The 14,919-nt window shown below is 69.6% G+C and carries 16 protein-coding genes; 14 read left to right on the top strand and 2 right to left on the bottom strand.

All coding sequences use genetic code 11. From position 1 onward, the window contains the following. Positions 1–14 precede the first annotated feature (14 nt). From O9Y01_RS11200 to O9Y01_RS11190, 3 genes are read left to right on the top strand one after another with little or no spacing between them, the layout of a single operon-like run. Positions 15–746, top strand: coding sequence for a lysophospholipid acyltransferase family protein (locus O9Y01_RS11200; protein WP_269631671.1), 732 nt, complete (start codon positions 15–17; stop codon positions 744–746). Between the two features lie 25 nt (positions 747–771). Continuing rightward, on the top strand, positions 772–2,340 hold the full coding sequence (locus tag O9Y01_RS11195) for a thymidine phosphorylase family protein (RefSeq protein WP_269631670.1): 1,569 nt from the start codon (positions 772–774) through the stop codon (positions 2,338–2,340). A gap of 13 nt (positions 2,341–2,353) precedes the next feature. Continuing rightward, positions 2,354–3,244: a ribose-phosphate diphosphokinase gene (locus tag O9Y01_RS11190; protein WP_269631669.1), complete on the top strand. Its 891-nt coding sequence runs from the start codon at positions 2,354–2,356 to the stop codon at positions 3,242–3,244. Between the two features lie 25 nt (positions 3,245–3,269). Here O9Y01_RS11190 and O9Y01_RS11185 read toward each other — a convergent pair whose 3' ends face one another. Further along, positions 3,270–4,058: a hydroxypyruvate isomerase family protein gene (locus O9Y01_RS11185; protein ID WP_269631668.1), complete on the bottom strand. Its 789-nt coding sequence runs from the start codon at positions 4,056–4,058 to the stop codon at positions 3,270–3,272. Positions 4,059–4,146: 88 nt separating this feature from the next. On the opposite strand from O9Y01_RS11185, the gene O9Y01_RS11180 reads away from it, so the two are divergent. The 3 genes from O9Y01_RS11180 (at position 4,147) to O9Y01_RS11170 (ending at position 7,042) form a co-directional block, all read left to right on the top strand. After that, positions 4,147–5,745 (top strand): sensor histidine kinase, encoded by a 1,599-nt coding sequence (locus tag O9Y01_RS11180; RefSeq protein ID WP_269631667.1) that lies wholly within the window; start codon positions 4,147–4,149, stop codon positions 5,743–5,745. After that, positions 5,742–6,422, top strand: a complete 681-nt coding sequence (locus O9Y01_RS11175) for a response regulator transcription factor (RefSeq protein ID WP_269631666.1) — start codon at positions 5,742–5,744, stop codon at positions 6,420–6,422. The genes O9Y01_RS11180 and O9Y01_RS11175 overlap by 4 nt, the downstream gene beginning before the upstream one ends. A gap of 149 nt (positions 6,423–6,571) precedes the next feature. Further along, positions 6,572–7,042, top strand: coding sequence for an SgcJ/EcaC family oxidoreductase (locus O9Y01_RS11170; protein WP_269631665.1), 471 nt, complete (start codon positions 6,572–6,574; stop codon positions 7,040–7,042). Between the two features lie 103 nt (positions 7,043–7,145). Here the strand turns inward: O9Y01_RS11170 and gpmA are convergent, their stop codons facing one another. Further along, entirely contained in the window at positions 7,146–7,889 is a 744-nt protein-coding gene (gpmA, locus tag O9Y01_RS11165) for a 2,3-diphosphoglycerate-dependent phosphoglycerate mutase (RefSeq protein ID WP_269631664.1), read from the bottom strand. 216 nt (positions 7,890–8,105) lie between these two features. Between gpmA and O9Y01_RS11160 the strand changes: the two genes are divergently transcribed. From O9Y01_RS11160 to O9Y01_RS11125, 8 genes are all read left to right on the top strand, one after another. Further along, complete coding sequence (locus tag O9Y01_RS11160; protein ID WP_269631663.1) at positions 8,106–9,335, top strand: porin; 1,230 nt, start codon at positions 8,106–8,108, stop codon at positions 9,333–9,335. Between the two features lie 11 nt (positions 9,336–9,346). After that, positions 9,347–9,769 (top strand): hypothetical protein, encoded by a 423-nt coding sequence (locus O9Y01_RS11155; protein ID WP_332108751.1) that lies wholly within the window; start codon positions 9,347–9,349, stop codon positions 9,767–9,769. A gap of 60 nt (positions 9,770–9,829) precedes the next feature. Beyond that, a complete protein-coding gene (locus O9Y01_RS11150; RefSeq protein ID WP_269631662.1) occupies positions 9,830–11,344 on the top strand; it encodes a methyl-accepting chemotaxis protein in 1,515 nt (504 codons plus the stop codon). A 102-nt stretch (positions 11,345–11,446) separates the two neighbouring features. Then, positions 11,447–11,851: a rhodanese-like domain-containing protein gene (locus tag O9Y01_RS11145; protein ID WP_269631661.1), complete on the top strand. Its 405-nt coding sequence runs from the start codon at positions 11,447–11,449 to the stop codon at positions 11,849–11,851. A gap of 50 nt (positions 11,852–11,901) precedes the next feature. After that, positions 11,902–12,165: a glutaredoxin 3 gene (gene grxC / locus O9Y01_RS11140; protein WP_269631660.1), complete on the top strand. Its 264-nt coding sequence runs from the start codon at positions 11,902–11,904 to the stop codon at positions 12,163–12,165. 155 nt (positions 12,166–12,320) lie between these two features. Further along, a complete protein-coding gene (secB, locus tag O9Y01_RS11135; RefSeq protein WP_269631659.1) occupies positions 12,321–12,782 on the top strand; it encodes a protein-export chaperone SecB in 462 nt (153 codons plus the stop codon). 116 nt (positions 12,783–12,898) lie between these two features. After that, positions 12,899–13,915 (top strand): NAD(P)H-dependent glycerol-3-phosphate dehydrogenase, encoded by a 1,017-nt coding sequence (locus tag O9Y01_RS11130; RefSeq protein ID WP_269631658.1) that lies wholly within the window; start codon positions 12,899–12,901, stop codon positions 13,913–13,915. A gap of 14 nt (positions 13,916–13,929) precedes the next feature. Continuing rightward, positions 13,930–14,910 carry a Bug family tripartite tricarboxylate transporter substrate binding protein gene (locus O9Y01_RS11125; protein WP_269631657.1) on the top strand — a complete coding sequence of 327 codons (981 nt, stop codon included), beginning with the start codon at positions 13,930–13,932 and terminating at the stop codon, positions 14,908–14,910. Positions 14,911–14,919: the final 9 nt, after the last annotated feature.

Below are 14,919 nucleotides of genomic sequence, written 5' to 3'. Positions count from 1 at the left end.
CCCGGTACGCGCGCATGCGAGGCCTGATCGGGATCTGGCGTCTGCTGCGGCTGACGCTGCACGTGCTGCACGGCCTGGCGCTGGTGAAGCTGCGCTTCGGCGCCTACACGCCGCAGCAGCGCCAGGCGCGCGTGCGCTGGTGGTCGGGCAAGATGCTGCGCCTGCTGGGCATCACGCTGGGCAGCCAGGGGCAGGCGCGCCCGGGCGCCAAGCTGCTGGTGGCCAACCACGTGTCCTGGCTGGACATCGCGGCCGTGCACGCCGTGATGCCCGAGGCCCGCTTCGTCTCCAAGGCCGACGTCAGGCACTGGCCCCTGATCGGCACCCTGGTGACGGCCGTGGGCTCGCTCTACATCGAGCGCGCTTCCAAGCGCGATGCCCTGCGCGTGGTGCACCAGTGCGCCGAGGCCCTGCGCGCGGGCGACACCATTGCCTTCTTCCCCGAGGGCACGACCGGCCCCGGCCCCGAGCTGCTGCCTTTCCACGGCAACCTGCTGCAGGCCGCCATTGCCACCGAGCTGCCGGTCCAGCCCCTGGTGCTGCGCTGGCAGGAGCCGGGGCAGCGTTTCAGCCGCAGCGCCCAGTTCATCGGCGACACGACCTTGCTGCAGAGCATCTGGCGCGTGGTCACCGCGCGCGGCCTGGCCATCGAGCTGCAGATCCTGCCCGCCCACGCCACCGCCCATGCCGACCGCCGGCTGCTGGCGGAGCATCTGCGCGAAATGATCGCCGCCAAGCTCTCCTGAGCGCGCGCGGGACTACCATCCGGGCATGAGCGCCCAAGCCTCCCAACTCCAGATCCGCCGTGTCGGCATCGACACCTGGCGCGAGAACGTCGCCTACCTGCACCGGGACTGCCCCGTGGTCCGCGCGGCGGGCTTCCAGGCGCTGTCCAAGGTCGAGATCCATGCCAATGGCTGCACCATCCAGGCCGTGCTGAACGTGGTCGACGACGAGCGCATCGTGAGCAGCTGCGAGCTGGGCGTCAGCGAGGAGGCCTTCACGCGCCTGGGCGTGGCCGAGGGCCACCAGGCCAGCATCGCGCATGCCGAGCCGCCGCATTCCATTGCCGCGCTGCACCGCAAGATCAATGGCGACCGACTGGGGCGCGAGGACCTGATGGGCATCATCCGCGACATCGCCGAGGCCCGCTATTCCAAGATCGAGCTGGCGGCCTTCGTGGTCGCCACCAACCAGGTCGAGCTGGACCGCGAGGAGGTGCTGCACCTCACCGAGGCCATGATCGCCGTGGGCCGGCGCCTGGACTGGCGCGCCCAGGTGGGCTCGGGGCCGGTGGTGGACAAGCACTGCATCGGTGGCATTCCCGGCAACCGCACCTCGATGCTGGTGGTGCCCATCGTCGCGGCGCACGGCATGCTGTGCCCCAAGACCAGCTCGCGCGCCATCACCTCGCCCGCCGGCACGGCCGACACCATGGAGGTGCTGGCCAATGTGGAGCTGCCCTTCGACCGCATGGTCAGCATCGTGCGGGACACCCATGCCTGCCTGGCCTGGGGCGGCACGGCGGACCTCTCGCCGGCGGATGACATCCTCATCAGCGTCGAGCGGCCCCTGTCCATCGACTCCCCGGGGCAGATGGTCGCGTCCATCCTGTCCAAGAAGATCGCCGCGGGCTCCACGCACCTGGTGCTGGACATCCCGGTCGGGGACAGCGCCAAGGTGCGCTCCATGGCCGAGGCCCACCGGCTCAAGAAGCTCTTCGAGTTCGTCGCCAGCCATCTGCGCCTGGAGCTGGACGTGGTGATCAGCGACGGCCGCCAGCCCATCGGCCGCGGCATCGGCCCGGTGCTGGAGGCGCGCGACGTGATGCAGGTGCTGCGCGGCGACCCCGACGCACCGCATGACCTGCGCCAGAAGGCACTGCGCCTGGCCGGTCGCATGATCGAGTTCGATCCCGATGTGCGCGGTGGCCAGGGCTACCAGATCGCCCGGGACATCCTCGAGTCCGGCCGGGCCCTGGCCCAGATGGAGGCCATCATCGACGCCCAGGGCCGCCGCGCCGAGCCACCGCCGCTGGGCGCCCTCAGCGCCGAGATCTGTGCGGCGCAGGACGGCGTCGTGCTGTCCCTGGACAACCTGCGGATTGCCCGCATCGCCCGTCTGGCCGGCGCGCCCCAGGTGCCCGGTGCGGGCCTGGACCTGCTCAAGAAGCTGGGCGACACGGTGAAGGCCGGCGAACCGCTCTACCGCATCCACGCCCAGTACCCCACCGACCTCCAGTTCGCCCGCGAGCTGGCCGACCGCGACAACGGCTGCCGCCTGGGCAGTGCCGCGCACTGGACCGAGCTCTCGCATGCCGTGGGCTTTTTCTCCATCTGACGATCCGCTCCCCATGGCTCAAGACCTGACCCTGCTGCTGGCCTTCGAGGACGAAGCTCCGCTGGCCCGCGAACTGGCGGAGGCCCTGGGCCTGCGCCTGGACTTCATCCGCCGTCACCGCTTCCCGGACGGCGAGCTGCGCCTGGTGCTGCCCAAGCCCCTGCCGGCGGGTGTCATCCTGCTGCGCGGCCTGCAGCAGCCCAACGAGAAGATGGTGGAGCTGCTGATCGCCGCGCCCGCCGCGCGCGAGCTGGGCGCCCGGCAGCTGGTCCTGGTCACGCCCTACCTGGCCTACATGCGCCAGGACATCGAGTTCACGCCCGGCGAGGCCGTCAGCCAGCGCCATGTGGCCCGCTGGCTGGCCCAGCTCTTCGACCGCGTGATCACCCTGGACCCGCACCTGCACCGCATCGCCAGCCTGGACGAGGTGATGCCGCCCGGCGTGGGCATCGCCCTGTCCGTGGCCCCAGTGCTGGGCGCCTGGATCGCGCGGCATGTCCCGGGCGCTCTGCTGATCGGGCCGGACGAGGAGTCGGGCCAGTGGGTCAAGGAAGCCGCCCAGGCCGGCGGCCTGGACCACGCCGTGGGACGCAAGCTGCGTGAAGGCGACCACCTGGTCCGCCTGGCCCTGCCCGAGGTCGAGGTGAAGGGCAGGGCGGTCGTGCTGCTGGACGACATGGCCTCCACCGGCCGCACCCTGATCGGCGCTGCCGAGCAGTTGCTGGCGCGCGGGGCGGCCTCGGTGGACGTGGCGGTCACGCATGCCCTCTTCAACGGCGATGCCCTGCCTTTGCTGAAGGCGGCAGGCGTGCGCCATGTGTGGAGCAGCAACGCGGTGCCGCACGAGAGCAACGCCGTCAGCGTCGTGCCCCTCATCGCCGCGGCCATCGAAGCGCTCGGCTGAGCGCAGGCCTGCCGGACCTGCTGGATCAGCCCCTGAGCCAGGGGCGGGCCCAGCCCAGCCCTTCACGGGTGCCCGAGGCAGGCCGGTACTCGCAACCGACGTGGCCGGTGTAGCCCCAGTCGTCGAGGGCCTGCAGCAGGGCCTCGACGCGCAGCTCGCCGCGGTCAGGCTCGTGGCGGTCGGGTGCGCCGGCGATCTGCACATGGGCCAGGCGTCCGCGCTCGAAGGCCTGGCGCAGCTTGTTGAGCACCTCGCCCTCGCTGCGCTGGCAGTGGTAGGCGTCGAACTGCAGGCCCACGCGATCGTCGTTCAGCAGGTCCAGCAGCGCGTGCGCCTGCGCCTGGCTGTGCAGGAAGTAGCCCGGCATGTCGATGCCGTTGATGGGCTCGATGCACAGGCGCAGTTCGCTTTCACCCAGCTGCTCGGCGGCCCAGCGCAGCTGCTCGAGGTAGCAGTCCTGCGCAGCCTCGGGCACGAGCGAAGCGCCGGGCACGCCCGCCATCACATGCAGGCGCCGTGTGCCTGTGGCGGTGGCGTAGTCCAGGGCCTGCAGCAGGCCGGCGCGGCATTCATCGCGCCGTGCAGGCAGGCAGGCCAGGCCACGGTCGCCCGCGGACCAGTCGCCGGCCGGGGCGTTGAAGAGCGCAAGCTGCAGGCCCAGCGTTTGCAGGCGGCTCGCCAGCTGCGCGGCGGGCTCGGCGTAAGGGAACAGGATCTCGCAGGCCTCGAAGCCGTCCGCACGGGCGGCAGCCCAGCGCTCGTCGGCGGGCAGCTCCTGGTAGAGGAAACTCAGATTGGCGGCGAGGATAGGCATGGGCAGGCTCCGGAGGGTGCCCCGATTTTCATCGGATGTTCATCTGGATCGGCCGGCTGCGCCGGGCCGGCGCCGCTACAGTGCGGCCATGTTCCGAGCCAAGCTGCTTCTGGCCCTCTCGCTCCTGGGCCTTCTGGCCCTGACTGAAGGCGGCGTCGCCTTGTGGGCCCAGCGTTCCGCTGTGCAGCAGGTGCAGCGCGGACGCCTGACCAGCGACATTCTGAAGGGCTACATCGAGCTCTCAGCCAACAAGCAGCGCCTGCGCAGCTGGGCGGCCCAGCGCCTGCTGGCAGACTCTGCGACCGACACCCTGCGAGACGGCCTGCTGCAGGACATGCAGGCCGGCCTGGCCCAGTTGCATGCGCTGGCCGGGCAACTGGACCTGCTGGAGGCCGCTCTGCAGGAACCGGGGCGCCGCGAGATCCGCCAGCGCTCGCTGGACGTGCTGGAGCGCCATCTGCTCGAGCTGGGCCGAGCGCTGAAGGGCCTGGCCGCACTGCCACCGGGGACGGACGCGACCCAGGCCTCGCAGCGCCTGCGCAGCCTGTTCGACGAATCCCAGGGGCAGGACTTGCGCCGGCTGCTCAATGCCGAGATGGAAGCTGAACGCCTGGCCACCTCGCAGTCCCGCCAAGCGGCGGACCAGGCCTTGCGCGCCATCGACCGCGGCGTGACCTGGCTCAGCGCCGGTGCCCTGATGCTGACCCTGGCGCTGCTGGCCTACTTCGCCTGGGCCCTGCGCCAGCCGCTGAATGCGCTGATGCGCGGCGCACGGGCTCTGCGCGAGGGCGACCTGGGGTACCGCATCCCCGCCCAGGGGCGCGATGAGTTCGGCGAGCTGGCGCGCAGTTTCAACCAGATGGCCGGCGAGCTGCAGCAGCATCGCGCCCAGGAGCAGGCGGACCGTGCGCTGCTGGAGGACATGGTGCAGGCGCGCACCGCGGAGCTGCGCCAAGCCCTGGACACCCTGCAGGCCCTGGATGCCCGGCGCCGCCGCTTCTTCGCCGAGCTGAGCCACGAGCTGCGCACGCCGGCCACGGCCATTCGTGGCGAGGCTGAGGTCGCGTTGCGCGGCGGCGAGCGCCCGGCGCAGGACTATCGCAAGGCGCTGCAGCGCATCGTGGACACCGTGGGGCAGTTCTCCCATGTGCTTGGGGACTTGAGCCAGCTGGCGCGCAGCGAGGTGGAGGCGCTGGCCATGCGCGAGGATTTGCTGGCCTGGCCGCCCCTGCTAGCGCGCAGCTGCGAGCAGGCCGCCGTGCTGGCTCGCGCGGCCCAGCTGCGTTTTGACTGGCAGCTGGGGCCGGCCAACGACGCGGCGCGCCTGCGCGGGGACGCTCAGCGCCTGAGCCAGGCCCTGGCCATCGTGCTGGACAACGCGCGACGCTACAGCCGGCCGGGCGGTGCCATCCGGCTGCAAGCGGTGGAAGAGGGCGGGCAACTGCGCATCGACCTGCTGGACGAGGGTATCGGCGTGGCCGAACAGGAACTGCCCCAGGTCTTCGACCGCCTCTTCCGTGGCGAGGCGGCGCGGGCCCATCGCCCGGACGGCCTGGGCCTGGGCCTGGCCATCGCGCGCGACATCGTGCAGGCCCACGGCGGCGATATCGCGCTCAGCAACCGGGAGACGCCGGGCTGCCACTTGCGCCTGAGTCTGCCGTTGGTGATGGGAGGGATCGACGCATGAAGCTGTTGCTGGTGGAGGACGATGCCCGCGTCGCGGACTTCCTGCTGCGCGGACTGGGCGCCGAGGGCTATGCCGTGAGCCTGGCGCGCGACGGGCTGGAGGCCCTGGCCCTGGCACGCACCGGGGACTGGGGGCTGATGGTGCTGGACGTGATGCTGCCTCAGCTCAACGGCCTGGACCTGCTGCAGACCTTGCGTAGCGAGGGCTGGCCGGTGCCGGTGCTGATGCTGACGGCCATGGGCTCGCTGGAGGACAAGGTCACCGGCCTGCGCCTGGGGGCGGACGACTACCTCACCAAACCCTTTGCCTTCGATGAGCTGCTGGCGCGGCTGGAAGCCCTGGGGCGCCGTTCGCGCGAGACCCGCAGCCGTCCCGCCCTGCTGCAGATCGCCGACCTGCAGCTGGACCGCGAGCGCATGCGCGTGACGCGCGCCGGGACGCCCGTCAGCCTCACGGCCAAGGAGATGGCCTTCCTGGAGCTGCTGATGAGCGCGCCGGGCCGCGTCTTCAGCCGCGAACGCATCCTGGCCAATGTCTGGGGCGCCTACGAGGACCCGCTGACCAACGTGGTCGATGTCTATGTGCGCCGACTGCGTCAGAAGCTGGGCGAGGGGCAGGGTCAGGCCTTGATACGCACCGTTCGCGGCGTGGGCTACAAGATCGACAGCGAGGGCTGAGCCGGCACGGGCCCCGCGTTCATCCATTGTTCATCTGTGCCTCATGCGCCGTTCACCGAGCACGGCAGCCGCGGTTCATGTGCCGATCGCAGACTGAAGCCCTGCGTCGGCCGAGGGGGCCGGCGCCATTCCCATCGGAGGAGGCCTTCATGCCCGTCATCCATCGTTCGGCCCTGGCCCTGTGCCTGAGCCTGTCCCTGCTGCCCGCGCTGAGCCAGGCTCAGACCGAGACTGCGTCCTGCGCCAAGTCCGACCCGGCCCAGATCTCTGCACTCTTCGACCGCTGGAACCGTTCGCTCGCGACCCTGGATCCGGAGCAGGTCGTCGCCAACTACGCCCAGGATGCCGTGCTGCTGCCCACGGTCTCGAACAAGCCGCGGACCAATCACGCCGAGATCCGGGACTACTTTGTGCACTTCCTGGAGAAGAAGCCGCAGGGGCGCATCGACCGCCGCGTGCTCAAGATCGGCTGCAACGTTGCGCAGGACGTCGGCCTCTACACCTTCCGCTTCAAGGACGGCAGCGAGGTCAGCGCCCGCTACAGCTATGTCTATGAGTACCGTGACGGGCAATGGCTGATCGCCCATCACCATTCCTCGGCCATGCCCGAGAAGCGCTGATCCAACACAAAGGCTGGGCCGGCGCAAAAAAAAGGCGAGCAACTTGCTCGCCTTTTTCATGGGCCGTCACGGGGCCGGGTCTTGATGTCCCGAACCTGTTGGGTCAGGCCTTGCCCTGGCTGGCCACGGCGGCGGCGGCCCGGGCGGCGGCCTCGGCGTCGCCGAGGTAGTAGCTCTTGATGGGCTTGAGGTCGGCGTCCAGCTCGTAGACCAGCGGGATGCCGTTGGGGATGTTCACGCCCACGATGGCGTCATCGGCGATGTTGTCCAGGTACTTCACCAGGGCGCGGATGCTGTTGCCGTGTGCCGCAATCACCACACGCTTGCCGGCCTTGATGGCGGGTGCGATGCTGTCATTCCAGACGGGCAGCACACGGGCGACCGTGTCCTTCAGGCACTCGGTGAGGGGCACGTCCTCGGTCTTGAGCCGGGCATAGCGCACATCGCTGCGCTCGCTGCGGGGGTCGTTGGCCTCCAGCGGCGGCGGCGGGGTGTCGTAGCTGCGGCGCCAGACCAGCACCTGCTCGTCGCCGTACTGCTTGGCCATGTCGGCCTTGTTGAGACCCTGCAGGGCGCCGTAGTGGCGCTCGTTGAGGCGCCAGCTGTGGACTACAGGCAACCAAGTTCGATCCATTTGATCCAGACAGTGCCAAAGCGTCCAAACTGCACGCTTGAGCATGGACGTGTAAGCTACGTCGAAGTCCAGCCCGGCATCCTTGATGAGTCGACCGGCCTGCTTGGCCTGTTCCACACCCGTGGCGGTCAGGTCGACATCGGTCCAACCGGTGAAGCGGTTTTCCAGATTCCAGGTGGATTCACCATGGCGGATGAGAACGAGCTTGTACATGGGCGATTCGGTTCGGTGGAAGGGCGGCTGGCTGCAGGGCAGCCGGCGACGGGCCAAAGCGGCAAGGCGCCGCGCGGCCCGGATTCTATCGAGCCCACCCTGCCCCGGGGCTTTCCTAAAGATCGCGGCTCGCTTGCCGAAAGCAAGGGACACGTCTGAAACGGCCTGTCCTTCGCGGGACTGGCCGTTTTCAATTTCAAACCAAAGGAGATGTAGATGATGGTTCTGAAATCACTTCGGCTGGCGCCCGTGGCGCTGGCCGTGCTGGCTGCCACGGCGCAGGCGCAGTCGGATGTCAACTCCATGTTCACGTTCTCGGGCTTTGGCACGGTGGGGGTGGTGAAGACCAACACGGATGAGGCCGATTTCGTGATCTCCGGCCAGCCCGGTGGAGCGACCAAGAAGTGGAGCGGGGACGTCGACACCAAGCTGGGTGTGCAGGTGGGCGCCAAGTTCAGCCCCATGTTCTCCGCCACCGTGCAGGTGCTGAGCAAGCAGAACGGTGACGGTAACTACAAGCCCGAGTTCGAATGGGCCTTTGCCAAGGCGCAGTTCAATCCCTCCCTCAGCATGCGGGTGGGGCGCATGGGCGGCCCGTACTTCGCCGTGTCCGACTTCCGTGACGTGGGCTATGCCAATACCTGGCTGCGTCCGCCCCAGGATGTCTACGGCCAGGTGCCTGTCAGCCACTTTGACGGCGCCGACCTCAGCTACCAGACCGCCCTGGGCAGCGCCACGGTCAACCTGCAGCTCTACGGTGGCAAGTCGACCGCCGTCTTCGAGGGCGTGGACGTGCACATGAAGAGCATGGCGGGCTTCAATGCCACGGCCGAGCTGGACGGCGGCTTCACGCTGCGTCTGGGCCATGTGCAGGGCAAGCTGACCGTGGACAGCACCACCCTGGCCGGCCTGGTGACGCTGCTGCGCGCCACGCCTTTCGCTGGCGTGGGTGATCAGTTGTCCGCCGAGAGCAAGAAGGCCAGCTTCACGGGCGTGGGCCTGGCTTGGGACCAGGGCGACTGGCTCGCCAACTTCGAGTACACCATGCGCCGCACCGACACCTATGTGCCGGACACCGACGGCTGGTACCTCACCGTGGGCCACCGCTTCGGCAAGTTCACGCCCTACCTGACCGTGTCCGAGCTCAAGCAGAAGGACAACAACGTCAACAACGTCATCCCTGCCGGCGTGAAGATACCGTCGCCGCCCGCGCCCTTCCCGATCGCCGACCTGAAGGCCGTGGTCGACAAGACCCTCTACGACCAGAGCAACCAGCAGAAGACCGTGGCCGTGGGCCTGCGCTGGGACGCCTACCGCAACATCGCGGTCAAGGCGCAGTACGAGCGCATCACGCCCAACGGACCGGGGCTGTTCACCAGCCCGCAGCCCGGCTTCGGTTCCAGCAAGGTCAGCGTCTACAGCCTGGCTGTGGACTTCGTGTTCTGAGGAGGCCGACCATGCGCATGCAACACATCCTCATCGCGCTGGCCCTGGCCGGCGCCGGCATGGCAGCCCAGGCTCAGGTGGCCGTGGTGGTGAACCCCAAGAGCGCGGCCGCCAGCATGACGGCCGATCAGGTGGCCAACATCTTCCTGGGCAAGAGCAACACCCTGCCCAGCGGTGCCGCGGCGGCTCCCGTGGATCAGCCCGAAAGCGCCGCCATCCGCGAGACCTTCTACACCAAGGTCACGGGCAAGAACAGCGCCCAGGTCAAGGCGGCCTGGTCGCGCCTGGTCTTCTCCGGCAAGGCCACGCCGCCCAAGGAGGTGGCCAGTTCGGCCGAGGTGAAGAAGTTCGTGGCGGGCAATCCGGACGCCATCGGCTACATCGAGAAGTCTGCCGTGGACGGCAGCGTCAAGGTCGTCCTGTCGGTTGACTGAGCCCGCGACGACAGCCGGGCGGGGCGCGCCGCGCTCCGCCCGCTGAGCAAGGAGTTGGACATGAATGTGAAGACCCGGATCTGGCTGCTGCCCGTGCTGGCGGCGGTGATCTTCGCCATCGGGATCGCCGTCGTGCTGGCCTTCTCGGCACGCACCTCGGGCGCCATCCAGGCCATTGGCGATGTGCACGCGCCCTACCTGGACGCCACCAACCAGTTCGCCTCGCAGCTGGAGGCCCTGGGCGCGACCATCCAGAGTGCCGTGGCCGAGGGCGAGAAGAAGCGCCTGGACGAAGCCAACGAGCGTGCCGCCGCCATGCGCAAGACCCTGGGCACGATCAAGGCCATCGAAGGGCGAGCCGAGATGGCGGGCAAACTTGCCGCCAGCTTCGAGACCTACTACGCCGCCTCCTCCGACACCGCCCAGCTCTTCCTGGGCATCAAGCAGGGCGACCAGGCCGGTGCGATCCCGAAGATGCAGGCCGCGCTGAAGGAGCTGGAAGGCGTGCTGGCCAAGGCCCGGGCCGAGGCGCGCGAGAACTTCGACAACGGCCTGCAGGCGGCCAGCAGCGGCGTGTCGTCCAGCCTGAGCGCCATCGTGGTCAGCGGCCTCGTGGTGGTGCTGTGCCTGGGCGTGGGGTCCTTCCTCGTGATCGGCAGCGTCTGGCGCCAGCTGGGCGGCGAGCCCGAGTACGCCCGCGACGTCATGCGCCAGATGGCCGAGGGCGACCTCTCGCAGGACATCCAGGTCAGCCCCGGTGCCGAGGCCAGTCTGCTGGCGGCGGTGCGCGACATGTCGCGCGGCCTGGCCGCCATCGTGGCCAATGTGCGCACCGGCACGGACTCCATGACGGTGGCCTCGCGCGAGATCGCCGTGGGCAACCACGACCTCTCGGTGCGCACCGAGAAGCAGGCGACCTCGCTGGAGCAGACGTCGTCCAACATGCAGACCCTCACCGAGACCGTGCGCCAGAGCGCCGATGCGGCCTCGCAGGCCAACCAGCTGGCGGGCTCCGCCGCCGCGGTGGCGCAGAAGGGCGGCGAGGTGGTCAGCCAGGTGGTGACCACCATGGATGAGATCAACACCAGCTCCAAGAAGATCAACGACATCATCGGCGTGATCGACGGCATCGCCTTCCAGACCAACATCCTCGCGCTGAATGCCGCCGTCGAGGCGGCCCGCGCGGGCGAGCAGGGCCGTGGCTTCGCCGTGGTCGCCGGCGAGGTGCGCAGCCTGGCCCAGCGCAGCGCCGAGGCGGCCAAGGAGATCAAGGCCCTGATCGGCGCCAGCGTCGACAAGGTCGAGTCCGGCAGCCGCCTGGTGCAGGATGCGGGCGCCACCATGAGCGAGATCGTGGCCAGCGTGCAGCGGGTCTCGGACATCATCGGCGAGATCACCGCCGCCGCCAGCGAGCAGAGCCAGGGCATCACGCAGGTGAATCAGTCGGTGAGCCAGCTGGACCAGATGACGCAGCAGAACGCGGCTCTGGTGGAGCAGGCCGCCGCCGCGGCCAGCAGCCTGGAGCAGCAGGCCCGGGCCCTGCAGACGGCGGTGTCCACCTTCAAGCTGGGCTGAGGGCCTGGCTTCGCGGCAGCCCGGGCGCAGGCCCGGAGCCCTTCACGGCGCCTGCGGGCGCCGTTTTCTATAATCCCGCACCCTTCCCATCGAGGCCCCGAATTGAAATTCCTGATCGACAACTGGTATCTGGTCCTGGCGGCCCTGGTTTCCGGCGCCCTGCTGCTGCGCTCGGCCCTGCAAGGCGGTGGCGCCGGGCAGGTCAACACCAACGAGGCGGTGCGCCTGGTCAACCGTGAGAAGGGCGTGCTGATCGACGTGTGCGAGCCCGCCGAATTCGCGGCCGGCCATGCCAGCGGTGCGCGCAACATCCCCTTTGGCAGCGTCGAGACCAGCAAGGACCTGCCTTCCAACAAGACCCTGCCCCTCGTGCTGGTGTGCCAGACCGGCGCACGCGCCGGGCGCGCTGCTGGCATGCTTCGCAAGGCGGGCTATGCCAATGTGCAGGTGCTCGCCGGCGGCATGAAGGCCTGGCGCGAGGCCAACCTGCCCATCGAAAAGGCCTGAGCCTTTCCCGTTCCACCCCCTCGCGCTGAGAAGTACCAGAGAGTCCGGCCATGAGCCTTGTGAAGATGTACACCACCCAGGTCTGCCCCTACTGCGTGCGGGCCAAGGCCTTGCTGAAGCAGCGGGGCGTCGAGCAGATCGAGGAGATCCGTGTCGACCTGGATCCGGCCCAGCGCGAGGCCATGATGACCCTCACCGGGCGGCGCACCGTGCCGCAGATCTTCATCGGCCAGACCCATGTGGGGGGCTGTGACGAGCTCATCGCCCTGGACCAGCGCGGCGGGCTCATGCCCCTGCTGCAGCAGGCGGCCTGATCCTGCGACCCCCGGCCCTTGCTGGGGCCTTCTTGAGCCAATTCAAGAGCGGGCAATTCCGCTCCCGGGTGCCTGGCGGGCCTGGGTCATAATCCGCCCCGTCTGCTTGGCGGCTGTGCGTTTGCCGGGCATCCACTCACACGAACGAGACCATCATGGCCGACGAGCAACTGACCCCCGTGTTCAACATCCAGCGCATGTACCTGAAGGACCTGTCGCTGGAGCAGCCGAATTCCCCGCAGATCCTGACCGAGCAGGCCCAGCCCCAGGTCGACATCAACCTGACCCTGGCCGCCGAGCCCGTGGTGGATGGCGTCTTCGAAGTCAGCGTCACCGCCACCGTGACGACCAAGATCGCCGATCGCACCCTGTTCCTGATCGAGGCCAAGCAGGCTGGCATCTTCGAGATCCGCAATCTGCCCGAAGAGCAGATCGAGGGCATCCTGGCCATCGTCTGCCCGCAGATGATCTACCCCTACCTGCGCGCCGTGGTGTCCGACGTCTGCACCCGTGCCGGCTTCCCGCCCGTGCTGCTGACCGAAGTCAACTTCCAGGCCATGTTCGAAGCCCGCCAGCAGGCGCAGGCCCAGGCCCCGGCTGCCGAAGCCCTGAACTGATGATCCTGGCATGATCGGGCCCACGGGCCTGGCTTGTGCCCTCATGCACGCCACCGCGAGGTGGCGTTGTCACTTCTGATCCCGACGGCCTCTGGCGCCGTTTGCCTGGCAACGCGATGAAGATCAGCATTTTGGGAGCCGGTGCCTGGGGCACCGCACTGGCCATCCAGGCCGCCGCACGGCATGAGCTGCTGCTGTGGGCCCGCGACGAGGCCCAGGTCAGGGACATGCAGTCCAGCCGCTTCAACGAGCGCTACCTGCCCGGCGCGGCGCTGCCGGCTTCGCTGCGCCTGGAGAGTCGTCTCGACCAGGCGCTGGCGCATGCGCGCGATGGGCTGATCATCATCGCCACGCCCATGGCCGCGCTGCGCCGCATGCTGCAGCAGATGCCCGCCGGGGCTCGCGTCATGTGGCTGTGCAAGGGCTTCGAGGCCGGCACCGGCCTGCTGGGCCATGAGATCGCCCGCGAGGTCCGGCCGGACCTGCGCGTGGGCATCCTCTCCGGCCCCAGCTTCGCCCAGGAGGTGGCCGCGGGCCAGCCCACCGCCCTGGTCTCGGCCAGCGAGGATGCCGAACTGGCCCAGCTGGGCGTGCAGGCCTTCCACGGCGAGCGCCTGCGCGTCTACAGCGCCAGCGACCCGGTGGGCGTGGAGGTGGGCGGCGCGGTCAAGAACGTGATGGCCATCGCCGTAGGCATTGCCGACGGCCTGCGCCAGCGTGCCGAGGCCGCTGGCGAGCCTGGCCTGGCGCCTGGCCTCAACGCACGGGCCGCCCTGATCACCCGCGGCCTGGCCGAAATGCTGCGCCTGGGCCTGGCCCTGGGCGCCCGCACCGAGACCTTCATGGGGCTTTCCGGCATGGGCGACCTGGTGCTGACGGCCACCGGCGACCTCTCCCGCAACCGCCGTGTCGGCCTGCTGCTGGCGCAAGACCTGGCCCTGCCGGACATCCTGCAGCAGCTGGGCCATGTGGCCGAGGGCGTCTACAGCGCCCCGACCGTGCTGGCGCGTGCCCGTGCCAAGGGCGTGGACATGCCCATCACCGAGGCCGTGGTCGCCGTGCTGGACGGCCGCCTGAGCCCGCGGGCCGGCGTGGACCTGCTGATGGGCCGCCAGGCGCGCGCCGAACACTGACGCACCGCAGTCCCATGTTGCGCCGCCGTGACTCCCTGGCCGCCTTGCTGGCCCTGTGCGCCCTGCCACGTGCCGGATGGGCCGCCGACACCGCGGGCTGGCCGGTGCGGCCGCTCAGGCTCGTCGTGCCCTTTCCGCCGGGCAGCTCGCCGGACCTCATCGCCCGAGCCCTGGCCGACGGGCTGCGGCCCTCGCTGGGCCAGACCGTGCTGGTGGAGAACAAACCCGGCGCGGGCGGCCTGATCGGCACCGGCCTTGCGGCCCATGCCGCGCCGGACGGCTATACCTGGCTGCTGACCATCCAGGGGCCGCTGACCACCGCGGACCTGCTGAGCCGCAAGCCCGGCTACGACCCGAGGCAAGACCTGACCCCCGTCAGCCTGATTGCCTCCTCGCCCAATGTGCTGCTGGTATCCCCGGCGCTGGGGGTGGCCACGCTCCCCGAGTTCCTGCAGCTGCTGCGCACGCGCCGCGAGGGCATCAACTACGGCTCGGTGGGCCTGGGCAGCGCCTCGCACCTGGCCATGGAGGACCTGGCCGCGCGGGCGGGCGTCGCCCTCAACCACGTGCCCTACGGCGGCTTTCCCCAGGTGCTGCAGGCCCTGCTGGGCGGCGAGATCCAGGCAGCCTTCATGGTGCCGGGCATGGCCCTGGGCGCCTGGAAGGCCGGCAAGGTCAGGGCCCTGGGCCTCAGCAGCAGCGTGCGCAGCACCAGCTGGCCGGAGCTGCCCACGCTGGCCGAACAGGGCTTGAAGGACTTCTCGGCCCTGTCATGGCAGGGGCTGCTGGCACCGGCGGGCACGCCGCAGGCGCTGGTCGACCGCATGGCGGGCCTGGTCAGCGCCCTGGTGCGCAGCCCGGCCTTCCGCGAGCGCCTGCTGGCCCAGCACTTCAATGCCATCGGCTCCGCGCCCGAGGGCCTGCGCCTGCAGATGCGCGAGGACCGCGAGCGCTGGGGCCAGGTGATCCGGCGGCTGAAGCTCAAGCCGGAGTAGGGCGCTGCC

Source organism: Pelomonas sp. BJYL3 (assembly GCF_027257975.1).
GTDB lineage: Bacteria > Pseudomonadota > Gammaproteobacteria > Burkholderiales > Burkholderiaceae_C > Roseateles_B > Roseateles_B flavus.
Note: the sequence above shows the minus strand (reverse complement) of the source record. Positions and strands in the feature narration are given on the sequence as shown.